Source organism: Erwinia sp. 009765445 (assembly GCF_058137865.1).
On the sequence record NZ_JBYUWC010000004.1, the window covers coordinates 197,490 to 213,798 of the forward strand.

Consider the following 16,309-nt stretch of genomic DNA (forward strand, 5'->3'; position numbering starts at 1 on the left):
TCCTTACGTTATGAGGATGGAAATTAATCAGCGTGCTCAATCATAATAGCTTCAGGCCAGTTTTTGCTGGCCTGACTTTTTTCAGGTGGTTGCGAACTGCTTGTCTTTTACTTCACTTGACTCAACAGAGCCTCATGACCCTATCGACTGCGAAAATCTCACCTTCACTGCGTAAGAAAATCCTTCTTCTGATCCTGGTTATTATCGTGGCGCTGCTGGTCTGGCGTTTCTGGCCGCATGGCTCTGCCGGACCGCAGGGTGCAGGCGGGCCGCCGGGTGGGGGAAGAGCACATGGTGGACCTGGTGGGCCCGGCGGCATGATGATGTCAGGCCCCACGCCGGTTCACGCCGGAGAGGTGACCACCGCAGACGTGCCGGTGTATCTGACCGCGCTGGGTACGGTAATCCCGAATGCCACGGTAACGGTAACCAGCCGGGTGGACGGACAACTGATGAAGGTCTATTTCACCGAAGGGCAGAAGGTTGAGGCCGGACAGCTGCTGGCGCAGATTGACCCGCGCAGTTATCAGGCGACCCTGGCACAGTATCAGGGCGATCTGAACCAGAATCAGGCACAGCTGAAAAGTGCCGAACTGACGCTGTCCCGCTACCGCAAGCTGTTTGCACAGGACTCGTTATCCCGCCAGGATCTGGACACGCAGATTGCCACCGTTGGCCAGTACCGCGGCGCGATCAAAGCCGATCAGGCCCAGATTGATGCGGCGAAGCTGAACATTGATTTTGCCCGCGTCACTTCGCCAATCTCCGGCCGCGCCGGTCTGCGCCTGGTGGATGCCGGTAACATGGTGCACTCTACTGACACCACCGGCATCGTCACAATTACTCAGACGCAGCCCGCTGCGGTAACTTTCAGCGTGCCGCAGAGCAACATCTCCACGCTGGTCAGGGCGCTGCATAACGGCCAGAGCCTGCCCGCCACTGCTTTTGATCAGGACGGCAGCAAAGAGCTTGGTCAGGGCAGGGTACAGTTTATCAGCAACCAGATCGACACCAGTACCGGGACGGTAGAGCTGAAAGCGCTGTTCGATAATCAGGATGAGGCGCTGTATCCGAACCAGTTCGTCAACCTGCGGCTGCAAACCGGCACGCTGAACCAAGCGACGGTGATCCCTGCCCAGGCGCTGCAACTGAGCAGTGACGGCAGCTTTGTCTACGTTATTAACAAAGACCAAACTGTGTCGCGTAAAGCGGTGAAAACCGGTCCGGCACTGGGTGATACTCAGCAGTCGATTCTTGAGGGCGTGACCGCTGGCGAGCAGGTGGTGACGGAAGGGATCGACCGTCTCAGCGACGGCAGCAAAGTGTCGGTGGTGACCGCCTCTGAAACCAAAGCGGCCAGCGGGAAACCGAAAGCGCAATGAATCCTTCCCGCATTTTTATAGAGCGTCCGGTCGCTACCATCCTGCTGATGATTGGCGTATTGATCTCCGGTATTTTTGCCTACCGCGTCCTCTCCACCTCGGCGTTGCCGCAGGTGGACTATCCGACCATTCAGGTCACCACGCTCTATCCGGGCGCAAGTCCGGACGTGATGGCTTCATCGGTCACCGCGCCGCTGGAACGGCAGCTCGGGCAGATGGCGGGCTTAAGCCAGATGGCCTCCAGCAGCTCCAGCGGGTCCTCGGTGATTACCCTGAAGTTCTCGCTCGATCTGTCGCTGGACGTTGCCGAGCAGGAAGTGCAGGCAGCGATCAACGCTGCGGATAGTCTGTTGCCAAACGATTTGCCCAATCCGCCAACCTATAAAAAAGTGAACCCGGCGGATACGGCAGTGATCACCCTGGCAGCCAGTTCCGATACCTTACCGCTGATTAAAGTGCAGGACCTGGTGAATACCCGCATTGCGCTGAAGCTCTCGCAAATCTCAGGCGTCGGGATGGTGACGCTGGCGGGCGGTCATCAACCGGCGATCCGCGTGCAGATGGACCCGAAAGCGCTGGCGGCGCACGGGCTGACGCTGGAAGACGTCAATACATTAATCAGCAACAGCAACGTTAACGGTTCAAAAGGCGGTTTTGACGGCAAGTATCATTCCGTCACTATTGATGCCAACGACCAGCTGCGCACCGCTGACGAGTACGGCAACCTGATCCTGACTTATCAGAACGGCGCGGCGCTCAGGCTGCATGATATTGCCCATATCGAAGAAGCAGCGGAGAATACCTACCAGTCTGCCTGGGCCAACAACACTCCGGCCATTGTGATCAGCGTGCAGCGCCAGCCGGGGGCTAACGTGATTTCGGTGGTCGACGGCATCAAGGCTCAACTGCCGACGTTGCAGGCCGCGCTGCCCGATGGCGTAAAAGTGCAGATCCTCTCTGACCGCACGCAAACTATCCGTGCCTCAATCAGCGACGTGCAGTTTGAACTGATGCTGTCGATAGCGCTGGTGGTTATGGTGACCTTTCTGTTCCTGCGCAACGTCGCCGCCACGCTGATCCCCAGCGTGGCCGTGCCGCTGTCGCTGGTGGGTACCTTTGGCGTGATGTATCTCGCCGGGTTCAGTCTGAACAACCTGTCGCTGATGGCGCTGACCATCGCCACCGGCTTTGTCATCGATGATGCCATCGTGGTGGTGGAGAACATTTCCCGGCGGCTGGAGCAGGGCGAAACGCCGATGGAGGCCGCGCTGAAAGGCTCAGCCCAGATCGGCTTTACTATTATCTCCCTGACCTTCTCGCTGATTGCCGTGCTGATCCCGCTGCTGTTTATGGGCGATGTGGTTGGCCGACTGTTCCGCGAGTTTGCTATCACCCTGGCGGTGTCGATTCTGGTGTCGATGCTGGTGTCGCTGACGCTCACGCCGATGCTGTGTGCTTATTTGCTGCAGCATATTCCGGAGGAGCGCCAGAGCCGCTTCTACCGCAAAGGCGGCCAGTTCTTCGATAAGCTGATCGCGGGCTACGACCGCCTGCTGACCATCGTTCTCAACCATCAACGTTTAACACTGCTGGTGGCGCTGGCGACGCTGGTGTTTACCGCACTGCTGTATGTGGTGATCCCCAAAGGCTTCTTCCCGACCCAGGATACCGGGCTGATCCAGGGCGTCACCGTAGCCTCGCAGGATGTCTCATTCGGTGAAATGGCGAAGCGTCAGCAGCAGCTGGCGGAGATCGTACTGAAGAACCCGGCGGTGGACAGCCTCTCCTCAACCATCGGCATTGACGGCACCAATTCCAGCCTGAACAGCGGGCGCCTGCAGATTAACCTCAAGTCGTTTGACGAGCGTGATGAGCGGGCCGATAAAGTGATTGCCGAACTGAAACAGGCGACGCAGAACGTGCCGGGCATTCAGCTCTATATGCAGGCCGCACAGGATCTGACGGTCAACGATCAGGTTACGCCGGATCAGTATCAGTTCTCGCTGGACGATGCCGACAGTGAAAACCTGGTCGAGTGGTCGCCACAGCTGGTTGCCGCGCTGCAAAAGCGGCCGGAATTCAGCTCGGTGGTGAGTAATCTGCAGGATCAGGGGCAGGTCGCTTATGTTGACCTGAATCGCGATGCGGCGGCCCGCTATGGCATCACCGCCTCTGATGTGGATACCGCGCTGTATAACGCTTTCGGTCAGCGGCTGGTGTCGACCATCTTCACCCAGTCGAATCAGTACCGTGTGGTACTGGAAGTGGCACCGAAGTATCAGCAGTCACCGGCCTCGTTTGACGATATTTATCTGGCGACGTCGAACAGCTCCGGGTCGTCAACTTCCGGCAGCAGCAGCTCGTCGTCCTCCTCATCGTCTTCTTCCGGCAGCAGCAGTTCAACCTCATCTTCGACCAGCAGCACCCAGACCGGGATGGTGAAGCTAACCTCAATCGCCACCATCCATCAGCGGATTGGCTCACTGGTGCATATGCGGCTGAACCAGTTCCCGGCAGTGACGATCTCCTTTAACCTGAGTAAGGGTTACTCGCTGGAAGATGCGCAGAAAGCCATAGCGGAAACCCAGCAAAGCCTGGCGCTGCCTTCCAGCATCACGCTGCGTTATCAGGGGGAAACCGAAGCGTTCCAGAGCGCCACCAGCAACACGCTGTGGCTGATCCTCGCCGCGCTGCTAACCATGTACGTGGTGCTGGGCATTCTGTATGAAAGTTTTATCCATCCGGTGACTATTCTTTCCACGCTGCCTTCTGCGGCAGTGGGCGCACTGCTGACGCTGCTGCTGGCAGGCAGTGAGTTCAGCCTGATTGCGCTGATCGGGGTGATATTGCTGATCGGCATCGTGAAAAAGAACGCGATTATGATGATCGACTTCGCGCTGGAAGCGGAGAAGAAGCAGCGCCTCAGCCCGAGGGAAGCGATCCACCAGGCCTGCCTGCTGCGCTTCCGGCCGATCCTGATGACCACCATGGCGGCATTGCTGGGCGCGCTGCCGCTGATGCTGGCTTCCGGCTCCGGTGCCGAGTTGCGGCAGCCGCTGGGCCTGGTGATCGTCGGCGGGCTGATCTTCAGCCAGGTGTTGACGCTGTTCTCCACGCCGGTCATCTACCTGTGGTTTGACCGCATGGCAGAGCGTGGACGCCGCAGAATGCGTAAAGCGGTACAGAGCAAATGACGCGCCTGTTTATTTTTCGGCCTGTCGCCACGCTGCTGTTGACGCTGGCTTTGCTGCTGCTGGGCGCGCTGGGCTACCGTTTGCTGCCGGTGGCTCCGCTGCCGCAGGTGGATTTCCCGACCATTATGGTCTCCGCCAAGCTGGCAGGAGCCAGTCCGGAGACTATGGCGGCCACGGTCGCCACGCCGCTGGAACGCTCGCTGGGGGAAATCGCCGGGATCACCGAGATGACCTCCAGCAGCTCGCAGGGGTCGAGCAATATTATTTTGCAGTTCGATCTTAACCGTGACATTAACGGGGCGGCGCGCGATGTGCAGGCGGCGATCAACGCGGCCCGTAGTCTGCTGCCGAGCAGCATGGCCTCGCTGCCGACCTACCGTAAGGCTAACCCATCTGATGCGCCGATTGTGATGCTGGCGCTGACCTCGGACACCCGCTCCAAAGGCTATCTGTACGATCTGGCCGACAGTAAAATTGACCAGAAGATCGCTCAGGTTCAGGGCGTGGGCGATGTGTCGCTGATGGGCAGTGCGCTGCCTGCGGTCAGGATCGACCTGCAGCCACAGATGTTGACCCACTTCGGCGTGTCGCTGGATACGGTGCGCGAAGCTATCGCCAACAGCACCACCAATCTGCCGAAAGGGATGCTGCAGGGCGGTAAGCAGTCCTGGGTGGTGGACAGCAACGGCCAGCTGGAGCAGGCCAGTCAGTACCGTAATCTGGTGGTCAGCTATCAGAACGGTAAGGCCATTCACCTCAGTGATGTTGCCACCGTGTATGACTCGGTAGAGGACAAATACAACGTCGGTTACTACAACGGTACGCCTTCGGTAATGATCGGCGTGACCCGGCAGGCCGGGGCGAACATGCTGGAAACCATCGATGCGATCAAGGCGCAGCTTCCGGCGCTGGAAAAAGATCTGCCGGGCGATGTGGCCCTGAAAATCGTTGTTGACCGCTCGCCGAATGTTCGTGCTTCGCTGTATGACACCGAAGAGACGCTGCTGGTGGCAATGCTGCTGGTGATTGGTGTGGTGTTCGTTTTCCTGCGGAACGCTCAGGCGGTGCTGATCCCCGCGCTGGCCTTGCCGGTCTCGCTGATTGGCACCTGTGCGGTGATGTACATTCTCGGCTACAGCCTGGACAACCTGTCGCTGATGGCGCTGATTATCGCCACCGGTTTCGTGGTGGATGATGCCATCGTGGTACTGGAAAATATCACCCGTTATATTGAAGAGGGGCTGAGTCCGGTTCGCGCCTCGCTGAAAGGGGCGCAGGAGGTCAGCTTCACCGTGCTGTCGATGACGCTCTCGCTGGTAGCCGTCTTTATTCCGATTCTGCTGATGGGCAGTATTGTTGGGCGACTGTTCCGCGAGTTTGCGGTAACGCTGACGGTATCGCTGATAATTTCGATGCTGGTTTCCCTGAGCCTGACGCCGATGCTCTGTTCACGGTTGCTGAAGCGCAAACCGGAAGTGACCAGACGGGCGCATCCTGTTTACCAGTGGATTGAAAACGGCCTGAACCGCTTGCTGGCAGCCTATTCTTCCGCGTTGGGTTGGGTGATGCGCCATCAGCGGCTGACGCTGTTCAGCCTGATCCTGACGGTGGTCCTCAACCTGTTCCTCTACTCGGTGGTGCAGAAAGGGTTCTTCCCGAACCAGGATACCGGGCTGCTGATGGGGGCGCTGCGTGCCGATCAGAATATTTCCTTCCAGGCGATGGAACCGAAGCTCAGACAGTTTGCCAAAATGATCGGCCAGGATCCGGCGGTGGATGGCGTGATGGCCTCAATGGGCAGCGGTATGTTTGGCTCACGTAATACCGCCAACTTCTTTGTCCATCTGAAGGATTTCGATAAGCGTGATGCGACGGCGACCGAAGTCGCCAATCGCCTGAGCGGGAAGGCGATGAACGTGCCGGGAGTGCAGCTGTTCCTGATGGCCGCGCAGGATATTCATATCGGCGGACGTAGCGCCAACGCCAGCTATCAGTACAGCCTGCAGGCCGACGATCTGGACACGCTGCGCATCTGGACGCCGAAGGTGAAAGCGGCGCTGGAAGCCATTCCGCAGCTGACCAGCGTGGACTCTGATTCACAGACTGGCGGTCAGGAAGTGATGATTAACATTGACCGCGACCGCGCCAGACGACTGGGCGTTAACGTCAACATGCTGGATACGCTGCTGAATAACGCCTTTGCCCAGCGTCAGGTGGCGACGCTGTATAAGACGCTGAATCAGTATCACGTGGTGATGTCGCTGCAGGATTCCTATACCAGTGACCCGGATATGCTGAACAAAATGTTCGTGGTCAATGATTCCGGCAATCAGATCCCGCTCTCCGCCTTTGCTTCCTTCAGCGGGGCGAATGCGCCGCTGTCCGTTGCGCATCAGGGACAGTCGGCGACCAGCACCATTGCGTTTAATCTGGCGGATGGCGTGTCGCTGGAACAGGCGTCGGCGTTGATTAAAAACGCCATGGCGAAAATCGCTCTGCCGGATACCATTCAGGCTGGCTTCCAGGGCACGGCGAAAGCCTTTGCCGACCTGTCGGCTTCCATGCCATGGCTGATCCTGGCGGCGCTGGCGGCGGTCTATATCGTGCTGGGGGTGTTGTATGAAAGCTATATTCATCCGCTGACCATTCTTTCCACGCTGCCTTCGGCAGGTGTCGGGGCACTGTTGTTGTTGCTGTTGACCAATACCCAACTGACGGTGATCGCACTGATCGGCATCCTGCTGCTGATCGGTATCGTGAAGAAAAACGCCATTATGATGATCGACTTTGCACTGGCGGCTGAACGTAAGCAGGGATTAACGCCGCAGCAGGCGATCACCCAGGCGTGCCTGATGCGCTTCCGCCCGATTATGATGACTACCCTGGCAGCCTTCTTCGGTGCACTGCCGCTGGCGCTGGGCAGCGGTGGTGATGCCGATCTGCGCAGCCCGCTGGGCCTGGCGATTGCCGGTGGCCTGGCGCTGAGCCAGCTGTTAACCCTGTTCACCACGCCGGTGGTGTACCTCTATCTCGATCGGGCCAGCAGGGCGACAAAACGTCAGTGGGCCCGCCTGCGTCATGTTGAATAAAAGATGATAAAGAAAATGAATAAACTCACCCCTGTTTTGCTGGTGCTGTTACTGAGCGGCTGTGCCGTCGGGCCAGACTATCACCGCCCAACGGCTAATGTGCCCGCTCAGTATAAAGAGGCGAAAGGCTGGCGTGAGGCGCAGCCGCAGGATGGAGAGAGCAAGGGCGAGTGGTGGTCGGTTTACCATGATGAAACCCTTTCCGGGCTGCTGCGTCAGGTGTCGGTTTCGAACCAGAATGTCGCGCAGTATGAGGCGCAGTACCGGCAGGCGAGGGCGCTGGTTTCTGAGTCGCGATCCGATCTGTTCCCCAGCGCCACTTATACCGGCTCCTCTACCCGCAGCGGCAGTGCGGGCAACAGCACAAGTGGCAGTGGGCAGCGAACCACCAGCAACAGCCACTCCCTTGAGGCCAGCGCCAGCTGGGAGCTGGATATCTGGGGTAAACTGAGGCGTACGCTGGAAGAGAACAAAGCCAGCGCACAGGCCAGCGCTGCTGAACTGGCGAATATCACCCTCAGCGCTCAGTCCGAGCTGGCGCAGGACTACTTCCAGCTGCGGATCATGGATCAGCAGATTGCGCTGTATCAGCAGAGCGTGGATGCCTATCAGCGCTATCTGACCATTATCAATAACAAATACCAGGCAGGCAGCGAATCCCGCGCCACTCTGGCGCAGGCACAGGCGCAGCTTGAAAGTGCCCGCGCCTCGGCGCTGGATCTGAGCTGGCAGCGGGCGCAAACTGAGCACGCCATCGCCATGCTGACTGGCAAGACGCCAGCCGGATTCAGCCTGCCAGCCGCTAAACTCACCGCCACGCTGCCCGCCATTCCGCAATCCGTGCCTTCCGAACTGCTGCAGCGACGCCCGGATATCGCCTATGCCGAGCGTAACGTAGCCTCTGCCAATGCGGCCGTGGGCGTGGCGATTGCCGGTTACTATCCGGACCTGACGCTGAGCGCGTCCGGCGGCTTATCCAGTTCGACATTCCATAACCTGCTCTCACTGCCGAACCGCGTCTGGTCGCTGGGACCGGAACTCAGCGGTACGCTGCTGGACTTCGGCGCCACTTCTTCGAAAGTTGAGCAGGCGAGGGCGAGCTATGATGCGGATGTGGCCAGCTACCGTCAGGCGGTGCTGACCGGCTTCCAGGAAGTGGAGAACTATCTGGTACAGCTGAATACCCTGCAGGATGAGATGCTGGCGCAGCAGCGTGCCACGGAGGCGGCAAAAGAGTCAGCCCGCGTGACTTATAACCAGTATCAGGCCGGAATGATTGATTACCTGGATGTGGCGACCACCGAGAACACCAGCCTCAGCTCGCAGCAGAGCCTGTTATCGCTGCAGAGCACCCAGTGGGTTGCCAGCGTTAAGCTGATTGCCGCGCTGGGCGGCGGTTGGGATGCGAAGAATTTGCCGGAGTAATTCAGCGTGATCAATCTGTATGAGATTGCCATTAAGAATGCGCTGATCACAGCCTGGCGACCAGTCGGGTCAGGCGGTGAAACTCCTCCACGGCCAGCGGCGGCAGTTTTTGCGTTAAGCCCCGCTGCACCAGCGGAAAGCGTGCCTGTAGCGCCTGAAAAGTTGCCAGCCCGTTGGCGGTCAGCGACAGCAGCGAGCGGCGCGCATCATGAGGATCTCGCGGATCACGCATCATGCGGGTTCGCACCATGCGCATCACCATCCGGACGGCGTTACTCTCTTCAATCGAGGCTAGTTGCGCAGCGGTGCGAATATCAATTTCCGGCTTCATTGCAACCACCTCCATCAGCGTAAACAGTGATGTGCTGATGTTCTCATCCACCCGCTCCCGCCACAGGCGACGGTAGTTGCGGCAGGCCTGCCGCAGAAAAAACCACGGGTAGTGTGCCAGGGGAGGGATCACCGGATCGGCTGCCTGATCGTCAAACCCGACCATCTCCTGCAGGCTGTTCTCTTCGCTCAGCATCGCCCAGCTTTGCACCAGCGCCGCCTGTTCGGCCGCGCTGAGCGGCTCCATCAACTGGCGGTCAACGGTTTCCACCAGCGAAGCCATTTCAGCCAGCAGGTCGTGGGCTTCAGAAGAGAGAGATAACATGGAACGGCGTGAATCCGCCGGATCTTTCCTGCGCTGCACCAGCGCCTGCTCCATCAGGCGCTTGAGAATCGGGCCAATGGTCGCCCGATCGACGCCAACGCGATCCGCCAGCTCATAATGCCCAATCCCCGGTTTATACAGCAGGCCATTCAGGGCCAGAAACTGCGGCTGGGTAAACCGGTTATTAATGGTGTTTCGCCACAGCGCCGTGCTGACCTGATCGGCCGCCGCCAGGGCAAAGCCGGAGCTGGTAAGCATGCTGGTCTGTTTATTGTTCATAGTCAGTGCGCCATCGCTGTTCTCCCGATCACGGAGGCGTCAATATTACCTTCTGGCAGTAAAGTTACGGATAACATTTCCCAACAGGCGGGCGATGTTATTATCCCCGTTATTCACCGGGAGCGCGCCGGTGAAAATGATCGACCCCACCGAAAATACCGCGCCGCCGCCAGCATGTTCCACAAGGACCATATCGGAACGAACATCGCGATTATATCGTGCGTTGAGGCGGTTCGATACAGTTGTCACATCTTCCGGAACAGGCACATACCACTCGCTGTGGGGTTCTGAAGAGGCAAGGATGATGGCATGTGCCGGGGTGCCATAGCGGAAGTCAGCCCGGTCAATTTCATCGCCGCTGGTGCCGTTCATGATCAGCCCAAAATCGCCCACCACCTCATCTTCAATCCCCTCAAAAACCCAGGCGGCATCCGGCTGATAAGAGCGTTCACTGCGGCGGTAACCCGGCGCTTTATTGTCCCAGCCGTGTCCGCCCATTCCCACACCAAACAGCTGGTGCGCACTGCGGCCGCGACTTCGCCAGATCCCCCCCAGTTCACCCGTGCTGGCATGATAGCGCTCTCCCGGTTCGGCATCCCAGTGGCGAAGGCCCTCTGATTTTCGAACCTCCAGCAAATGCGGCAAATCCTCAAACGGGGTGGTAACCCAGTAGAATCCGTCACCGCCGAGATACATCAGCCCGCCGCCCTGAGCAACATGCTGTTCAAAGGCATCAAGCATCGGTGCGCTGTAATATTCCGGGTGGCTGCCGGTGATCACGGTCTGGTAACCGGCCAGCAGGGTGGTGCTCTCTGCATGAAGATCATGCTCGGTGATGACGTCGAACTCTTCCCCCATCTGCGTCAGGAACCAGACCATATAGAGATCGGCAGAAAAACGGCGTGGAGCATGAAATCCCCAGAACCGGTAGTTGGGGCGCATATTGGGAATGGGGCGCAGCGAACTGGAGTAGGCCACGCCGGAGCCGTCATTGTGCAGGTCGTAGTGGCTCTTTCCCCACTCCTGATGAATGGCGACCAGATCTTCCCAGTCGCCGGTCTGGACCGGGATCTCGCTTCCCTGTTCAAAGTCGCCTTCGGTCAGATGTTCATTGGCATAGGCAATATAGGTGTAGGTTGCCATCACCATGGCGATTTTCGCCGCAGCGATACCTGCGGCAGGCCGGACGATTAGCGGAACATAATCAGGCTTCAGCCCGGCAGCCTGAAGCCTGATGGCGTAGACGCCGCTACCCAGTGAGGCCGGGATATCGACGTGCGTGGTCACCGGCCAGCAGGCGTCGGCCAGATCGTCGTCATGAAAATGGATCGCATCGAACTGCGACGGCTCCTGCTTCCAGTCATGAACATCGTTACGCCAGTCAGGTCCGGTCATGGCGCGGGTCGGGGCGTTGATCAGTTGCAGCTCGCAGCCGTTGCCACTGCTGTCCGGAACAGATTGCGTGCTCATCTCCTGTTCAAAGGCCCAGCGGGCCACTACCTGCCCGGCAACGCTGATAACCGGCTGGGCTATTTTGCCGTTGTAGACGCCCTGCGGAAAATTCTGCTGACCACGGGATTCAACCGATGCCGCCGCCAGCAGCACTTTGCTGCTGCCACTGAACTGCACGCCCGGCCCGGTAAAATGCGGAGACTGCCCGCTGCTGTCGCTGATCCTCAGCCAGCAGGCACTCTCTGTGGCCTCAATCTCAATCTGGCACCACTCGCGCAGCGGCAGCGCTGTTGTTCTCAGCAGAATCTGTTGCTGCCAGCTCAGTACCAGACAGCCTTCACTGTCCAGCGCCAGCAGGAACTCTGCCTCAGGCAGGCTGCAGATCCCCTGCAGCCCTTTTGCTGGTGGCAGCGTGGGCCACAGTGACAGGCTCAGCTGCAGCGTTTCCTGCTGACCAAGCCGCACAGGCTGCTGGCTGATAGCCCATGAGCCGATCGGCGTCTGCTGTTCACTTGCCTGAACCTGCCGGGCAGCAATCTGCTCAACCGGCTGGTAGAGAAAGCCTGGCCCCAGCGGATTATCATCGCCGTGGATCAGGTGAACCACATCAACACTGACTTCACTGACGCTGCTGCCGATCATCACGTCCACACCTTCTCCGGCACGACAGCTCAGGGCAGAAAGATAGCCAATCAGGTACATAGCGCCTCCTTATTTAGTTTTGTGGATGTAGTAACGGATGGCTTCCAGCGCGGCGGCCATCACCAGCACGCCACCGGTGATAATGCCGCTCAGTTCGGTACCAATATCCAGCAAAATCAGCCCATTGCGCAGCGTGCCAATCAGCCAGACGCCGACCAGTACGCGCCAGATGCTGCCTTTACCGCCGGTAAACGGCACGCCGCCCAGCAGGACAGCCGTCAAAATAATGACCTCAAAGCCGTCGCCCAGCGTGCCGGAAGGGGCACTGTTCAGCCGGGCAATTTGCAGCAGTCCGGCGATGCCCACCGCCAGCCCGGTCAGGGTGTACAACAGGGTGACCACCAGTCGGACGCGGATGCCGATCAGAAAGGCCGCGCGGGGATTCACGCCGATGGCGATAATCTGCCGGCCAACAGGGAAGCAGGTGGTGGCGATGACGCTGATCAGGCAGATCGCTGCGGCGATAATTGCCAGGTCAGGCAGGCCAAGCCAGCTGTCAGAACCAAAGTTGGCAAAGGCATCCGGGAAGCCATAGATTGATCCCTGGCCGAGGTACTGCGCCAGCCCACGGGCTGCGGCAAGGCCACCCAGCGTGACGACAATTGGTGAAAACGAGAGCAGGCCAATCAGCACGCCGTTCAGCAAGCCTGCGGCTATGCCAACCGCCAGCCCGACCAGAATGCCGGGGACCAATCCCCAGCTGTTCAGCGCCAGCCCGGCTGAAACGCCAACCAGCGCCAGCACGGAACCGACTGACAGATCCACATAGCCCGCCATCATCAGCATGGCGAAAATGGCGGCCACGATAAACGTCGGCGCGTTTTGGGTGGCGATGGCCAGCAGATTATCGGTGGTGAAAAAAACCGGCGTCTGCCATGAGAACCACGCCATCAGCGCCACGGTAGCCACGGGAAGGATCCAGCGGGTAATCATCAGGCCCAGACTTTTCAGGCCATGAGAGGATCGCGATTCGCTGCGCTTCAGCGAAGATCCTGCAGGTGCTTTTAAGGTATCAGACATAATTATTCGCCATAAAAAGAGGGAAGCGACACACGATCAGCCGTGCGCCAGGGCTATCAGTTTCTCTTCGCCGATAGTGGGATCGACGATGCTGGCAACTTCGCCATCGACCAGCACAATGACGCGGTCGGCCAGCGCCACAATCTCTTCGGGATCGCTGGAGGCAAAGATCACCGCGTGTTCCTTTTGTGCGGCGTAGTCGCGTATCAGGCTGTACAGATCCTGTCGTGCCCCGACATCCACTCCCTGAGTGGGTTCGTCAAGCAGCAGCAGATGGCTGCTGTCAATGTCGGTCATCCAGCGGCCAACCATCAGCTTCTGCGCATTGCCGCCGGAAAAATTAGCGCCTTCCCGGTCAGGATCGGCAGGCATCAGGCCAACGCGCTTTGCCAGCCTGTGGAAGATCGCCCGCTCCTTTTTCACCGGGCGCCAGGGGCGGGAAAGGGCAGAGTAGTGGGGAAGCAGCAGGTTTTCACTGGCGCTCATACTGCCAAACAAAGACTGCTCTTTACGGTCAGATGCCACCAGCACAATCCCCTGCTGCCGGGCTTTCTGCGGGGAAGGGCAGTGCAGCTGACGATCGTAAAGCCTCAGCCCGCCATGCCCTGACTTCACGCCAGCCAGCCCTTCCAGCAGGTCCGTGCGGCCGGAACCCAGCAGGCCAAAAACGCCGACGATTTCACCCTGATGCAAAGTCAGATCCACCGGACCGGTCCAGGAAGAGCGGTATGCGTCCAGCGTGAACAGCGGCGGGCCAATCTGCTTTTGCTGTTGCTCGCGTGAGAAATTGCTCTCAGGCGAAATAGCGTGAACCAGATCTGCAAGGTTGAGATCGTGAATTTCCCGCGTCCACAAGACGTTACCGTCACGCAGCACGGTGACTTTATCCGCCACCTCCAGCACTTCCCGCAGCAGGTGAGTGACGTAGATGACAATCAGGCCATGATCCTGAGCCAACCGGCGGACCAGCTCCAGTAGCGCGGTTACTTCGTTTTCACTCAGCGCGGCGGTGGGTTCATCGAGGATCAGTACGGAAGGCTCTTTCAGCAATGCCCGGGCGATTTCCACCGTTTGCTGCTCGCCAACGCTGAGATCTTCCACCAGGCTGGCGGGATCGACATCCACGCCCAGCGATTCCAGTAACTCCACGCTGCGGTTCTTTTGCGCACGCTGGCGGGTGGTGCCAAACGCCGTGCGCATCTCATTGACCAGAAAAATGTTATCGCTGACGCTTAGCGAACCAATTAGCTGAAAATGTTGATAAATACTGGCCATTCCCGCCTCGAAAGCGGAGGTGGGAGTAAACTGTTTATAGGCCGTATCGCCGATAACGATTTCACCAGAATCCGGCGTTACCGCGCCGCTCAGACAACCGAGCAGAGTGGACTTCCCGGCCCCGTTGGGGCCGAGCAGGGCATGAACTTCACCCGCTTTCAGTTCCAGGTCGATGCCCTTGAGCACTTCCTGCGCGTCGAAAGACTTACGAAGCTGGCGAATAGTCAGACACTTCGAGGTCAGATCGAGACTCATACTCAGTCCTTATATTGCGCGATAAGGGCATCAAGACGCTGAGGGTTACGTTGGGTGCCAAGTTCAACCGCAGTTTCGTAGTTGGTGCGACCTTTGCCGGTGATCGCTGCCAGCGAATTATCGATAATCGACTGGGCAAGATCGTCCAGCAGGATGGCCGCAGAAGCTCGGTAAGCCCCGCCCTGTTTCACAGCTTCCAGACCTTCCACAGTACCGTCCTGCCCGGCGATGTAAGCGTCTTCCGGTTTAATCCCGGCATTTTTAAAGGCGCGCAGGGCACCCAGAGCCGCATCGTCATTGATGCCGATAAACACGCGCAGATCGGGGTGCTGACGCAGTGTGTCTTCTGCAATCTGCATACCGCAGGCCTGGGTGGCGCAATCCTGCTGCGAGACTACCGTCAGCCCGGCTGCTTTAAACTGCTTCAGCGGTTCTTCCCAGCGTCCGGCAAAGCCTTTCAGCGGCGTGAGGGTGGTGACGGCGGCGGTAATTTTCCCGTCCGGATAACGTTTCTTCACCCAGGCAAGGACATCTTTGGCAACCAGATCGCCGCTCTGCACGTTATCAAAACCGACTGAACCGTCGGAGCCTTTGGTTGCGCCTGCATAAGTCAGCCACTTCATGCTTTTCTTCTGCGCCTGGATCCGCAGACCGTCCAGCGCGGTGGCTTCTACTGGCAGTACAACTATCGCGTCCACGCGGCGGGTTACCCAGCTTTCCAGCGTGGCGCGCTGAGATTCCAGGTTGCTCTGATGGGTGTTGTCCAGCAGCACTTTTACGCAGCCGTTTTTCTCACCGGCGGCCACCACTTTTTTCTTCAGCGCAATGGCGAACTGCGACTCGCCCACCGGGTGGCTGAAACCGATGGTGTAGGTTTTCTCGCAGGTTTTAGTGTCAGCGGCGAAGGTTGCGCTGCTGAATGATGCGCCAGCGGCCAGCAGGCCGGCGGCCAGAAAATATCCCCGATGTTGGAAAATGGACGTCATAGCGGTGCTCCAAAAGTAGTTTGAGTTGTTATGGCCCCGGGCAGCAGCTGAGAAGATATTTTTTCTCCCCCCTGTTCAGGTTGCCTTCAAACTAAACTAGAACGTGTAGCATGTAAAACAGCTAAAAAATGACCAAAAGAGCTACATCGTGAAATTCATTATTAGCGTCAAGTGTGGTTTATTTCTTTTTTAAAGGTTTATAACTCTGATTTTGTGAGTTTATCCAGCGCAATTAATCATGCTGTACGGTCTTTGTATTTATGGTGGAAAGGACAATTTGTCCGTCGTGATAAGAAAAAGGGTTGTTATCTGTGGAAGACAGCTGACCTTTGTCAGGAGGGACGGTCGTGGAAGAACTCCCCCATTTCTTACCCGCCAACTAATTAGAAATTAGAGAGTTATCCATAATGACCCCCAGGCTTAACCCGCTGAAACCCGGTTCTGCACCCGGCATAAAGCTGAGCACTGTCACATGAAATTCATATGACCACTGAAAGCTGGCCTGCCAGATGAGAGAAATCCCCCTGTCCTTTTAAATTTGGCCGCCTGAAACGCGATTTTTCCCTTCAGCGCATTGAGTTATCTCCCTGCATCC

At 58.2% G+C, this 16,309-nt stretch carries 9 protein-coding genes; 4 read left to right on the plus strand and 5 right to left on the minus strand.

Annotated features, from left to right (window positions below):
* The first annotated feature begins 134 nt into the window (after positions 1-134).
* From AC3Y5R_RS05735 to AC3Y5R_RS05750, 4 genes are read left to right on the plus strand one after another with little or no spacing between them, the layout of a single operon-like run.
* The gene (locus AC3Y5R_RS05735) at positions 135-1,382 is read left to right on the plus strand and encodes an MdtA/MuxA family multidrug efflux RND transporter periplasmic adaptor subunit (protein ID WP_489920518.1); all 1,248 of its coding nucleotides are present in this window, start codon (positions 135-137) and stop codon (positions 1,380-1,382) included.
* Positions 1,379-4,576 carry an efflux RND transporter permease subunit gene (locus AC3Y5R_RS05740; RefSeq protein WP_489920519.1) on the plus strand — a complete coding sequence of 1,066 codons (3,198 nt, stop codon included), beginning with the start codon at positions 1,379-1,381 and terminating at the stop codon, positions 4,574-4,576. Before AC3Y5R_RS05735 ends, AC3Y5R_RS05740 begins: the two co-directional genes overlap by 4 nt.
* Positions 4,573-7,665, plus strand: a complete 3,093-nt coding sequence (locus AC3Y5R_RS05745; RefSeq protein ID WP_489920520.1) for a multidrug efflux RND transporter permease subunit — start codon at positions 4,573-4,575, stop codon at positions 7,663-7,665. Before AC3Y5R_RS05740 ends, AC3Y5R_RS05745 begins: the two co-directional genes overlap by 4 nt.
* Before the next feature lie 15 nt (positions 7,666-7,680).
* Entirely contained in the window at positions 7,681-9,090 is a 1,410-nt protein-coding gene (locus tag AC3Y5R_RS05750) for an efflux transporter outer membrane subunit (protein ID WP_489920521.1), read from the plus strand.
* Between the two features lie 46 nt (positions 9,091-9,136).
* On the opposite strand, the gene AC3Y5R_RS05755 is transcribed toward AC3Y5R_RS05750, so the two are convergent.
* The 5 genes from AC3Y5R_RS05755 to AC3Y5R_RS05775 are packed head-to-tail and all read right to left on the minus strand — an operon-like array spanning position 9,137 to position 15,714.
* Positions 9,137-10,024 (minus strand): MarR family transcriptional regulator, encoded by an 888-nt coding sequence (locus AC3Y5R_RS05755; RefSeq protein ID WP_489920522.1) that lies wholly within the window; start codon positions 10,022-10,024, stop codon positions 9,137-9,139.
* A gap of 45 nt (positions 10,025-10,069) precedes the next feature.
* Entirely contained in the window at positions 10,070-12,178 is a 2,109-nt protein-coding gene (locus AC3Y5R_RS05760) for a N,N-dimethylformamidase beta subunit family domain-containing protein (protein WP_489920523.1), read from the minus strand.
* 9 nt (positions 12,179-12,187) lie between these two features.
* The gene (locus AC3Y5R_RS05765) at positions 12,188-13,198 is read right to left on the minus strand and encodes an ABC transporter permease (protein WP_489920524.1); all 1,011 of its coding nucleotides are present in this window, start codon (positions 13,196-13,198) and stop codon (positions 12,188-12,190) included.
* A gap of 36 nt (positions 13,199-13,234) precedes the next feature.
* Positions 13,235-14,728, minus strand: coding sequence for a sugar ABC transporter ATP-binding protein (locus AC3Y5R_RS05770; protein WP_489920525.1), 1,494 nt, complete (start codon positions 14,726-14,728; stop codon positions 13,235-13,237).
* Positions 14,729-14,730: 2 nt separating this feature from the next.
* Positions 14,731-15,714, minus strand: a complete 984-nt coding sequence (locus AC3Y5R_RS05775; RefSeq protein WP_489920526.1) for a sugar ABC transporter substrate-binding protein — start codon at positions 15,712-15,714, stop codon at positions 14,731-14,733.
* Positions 15,715-16,309: the final 595 nt, after the last annotated feature.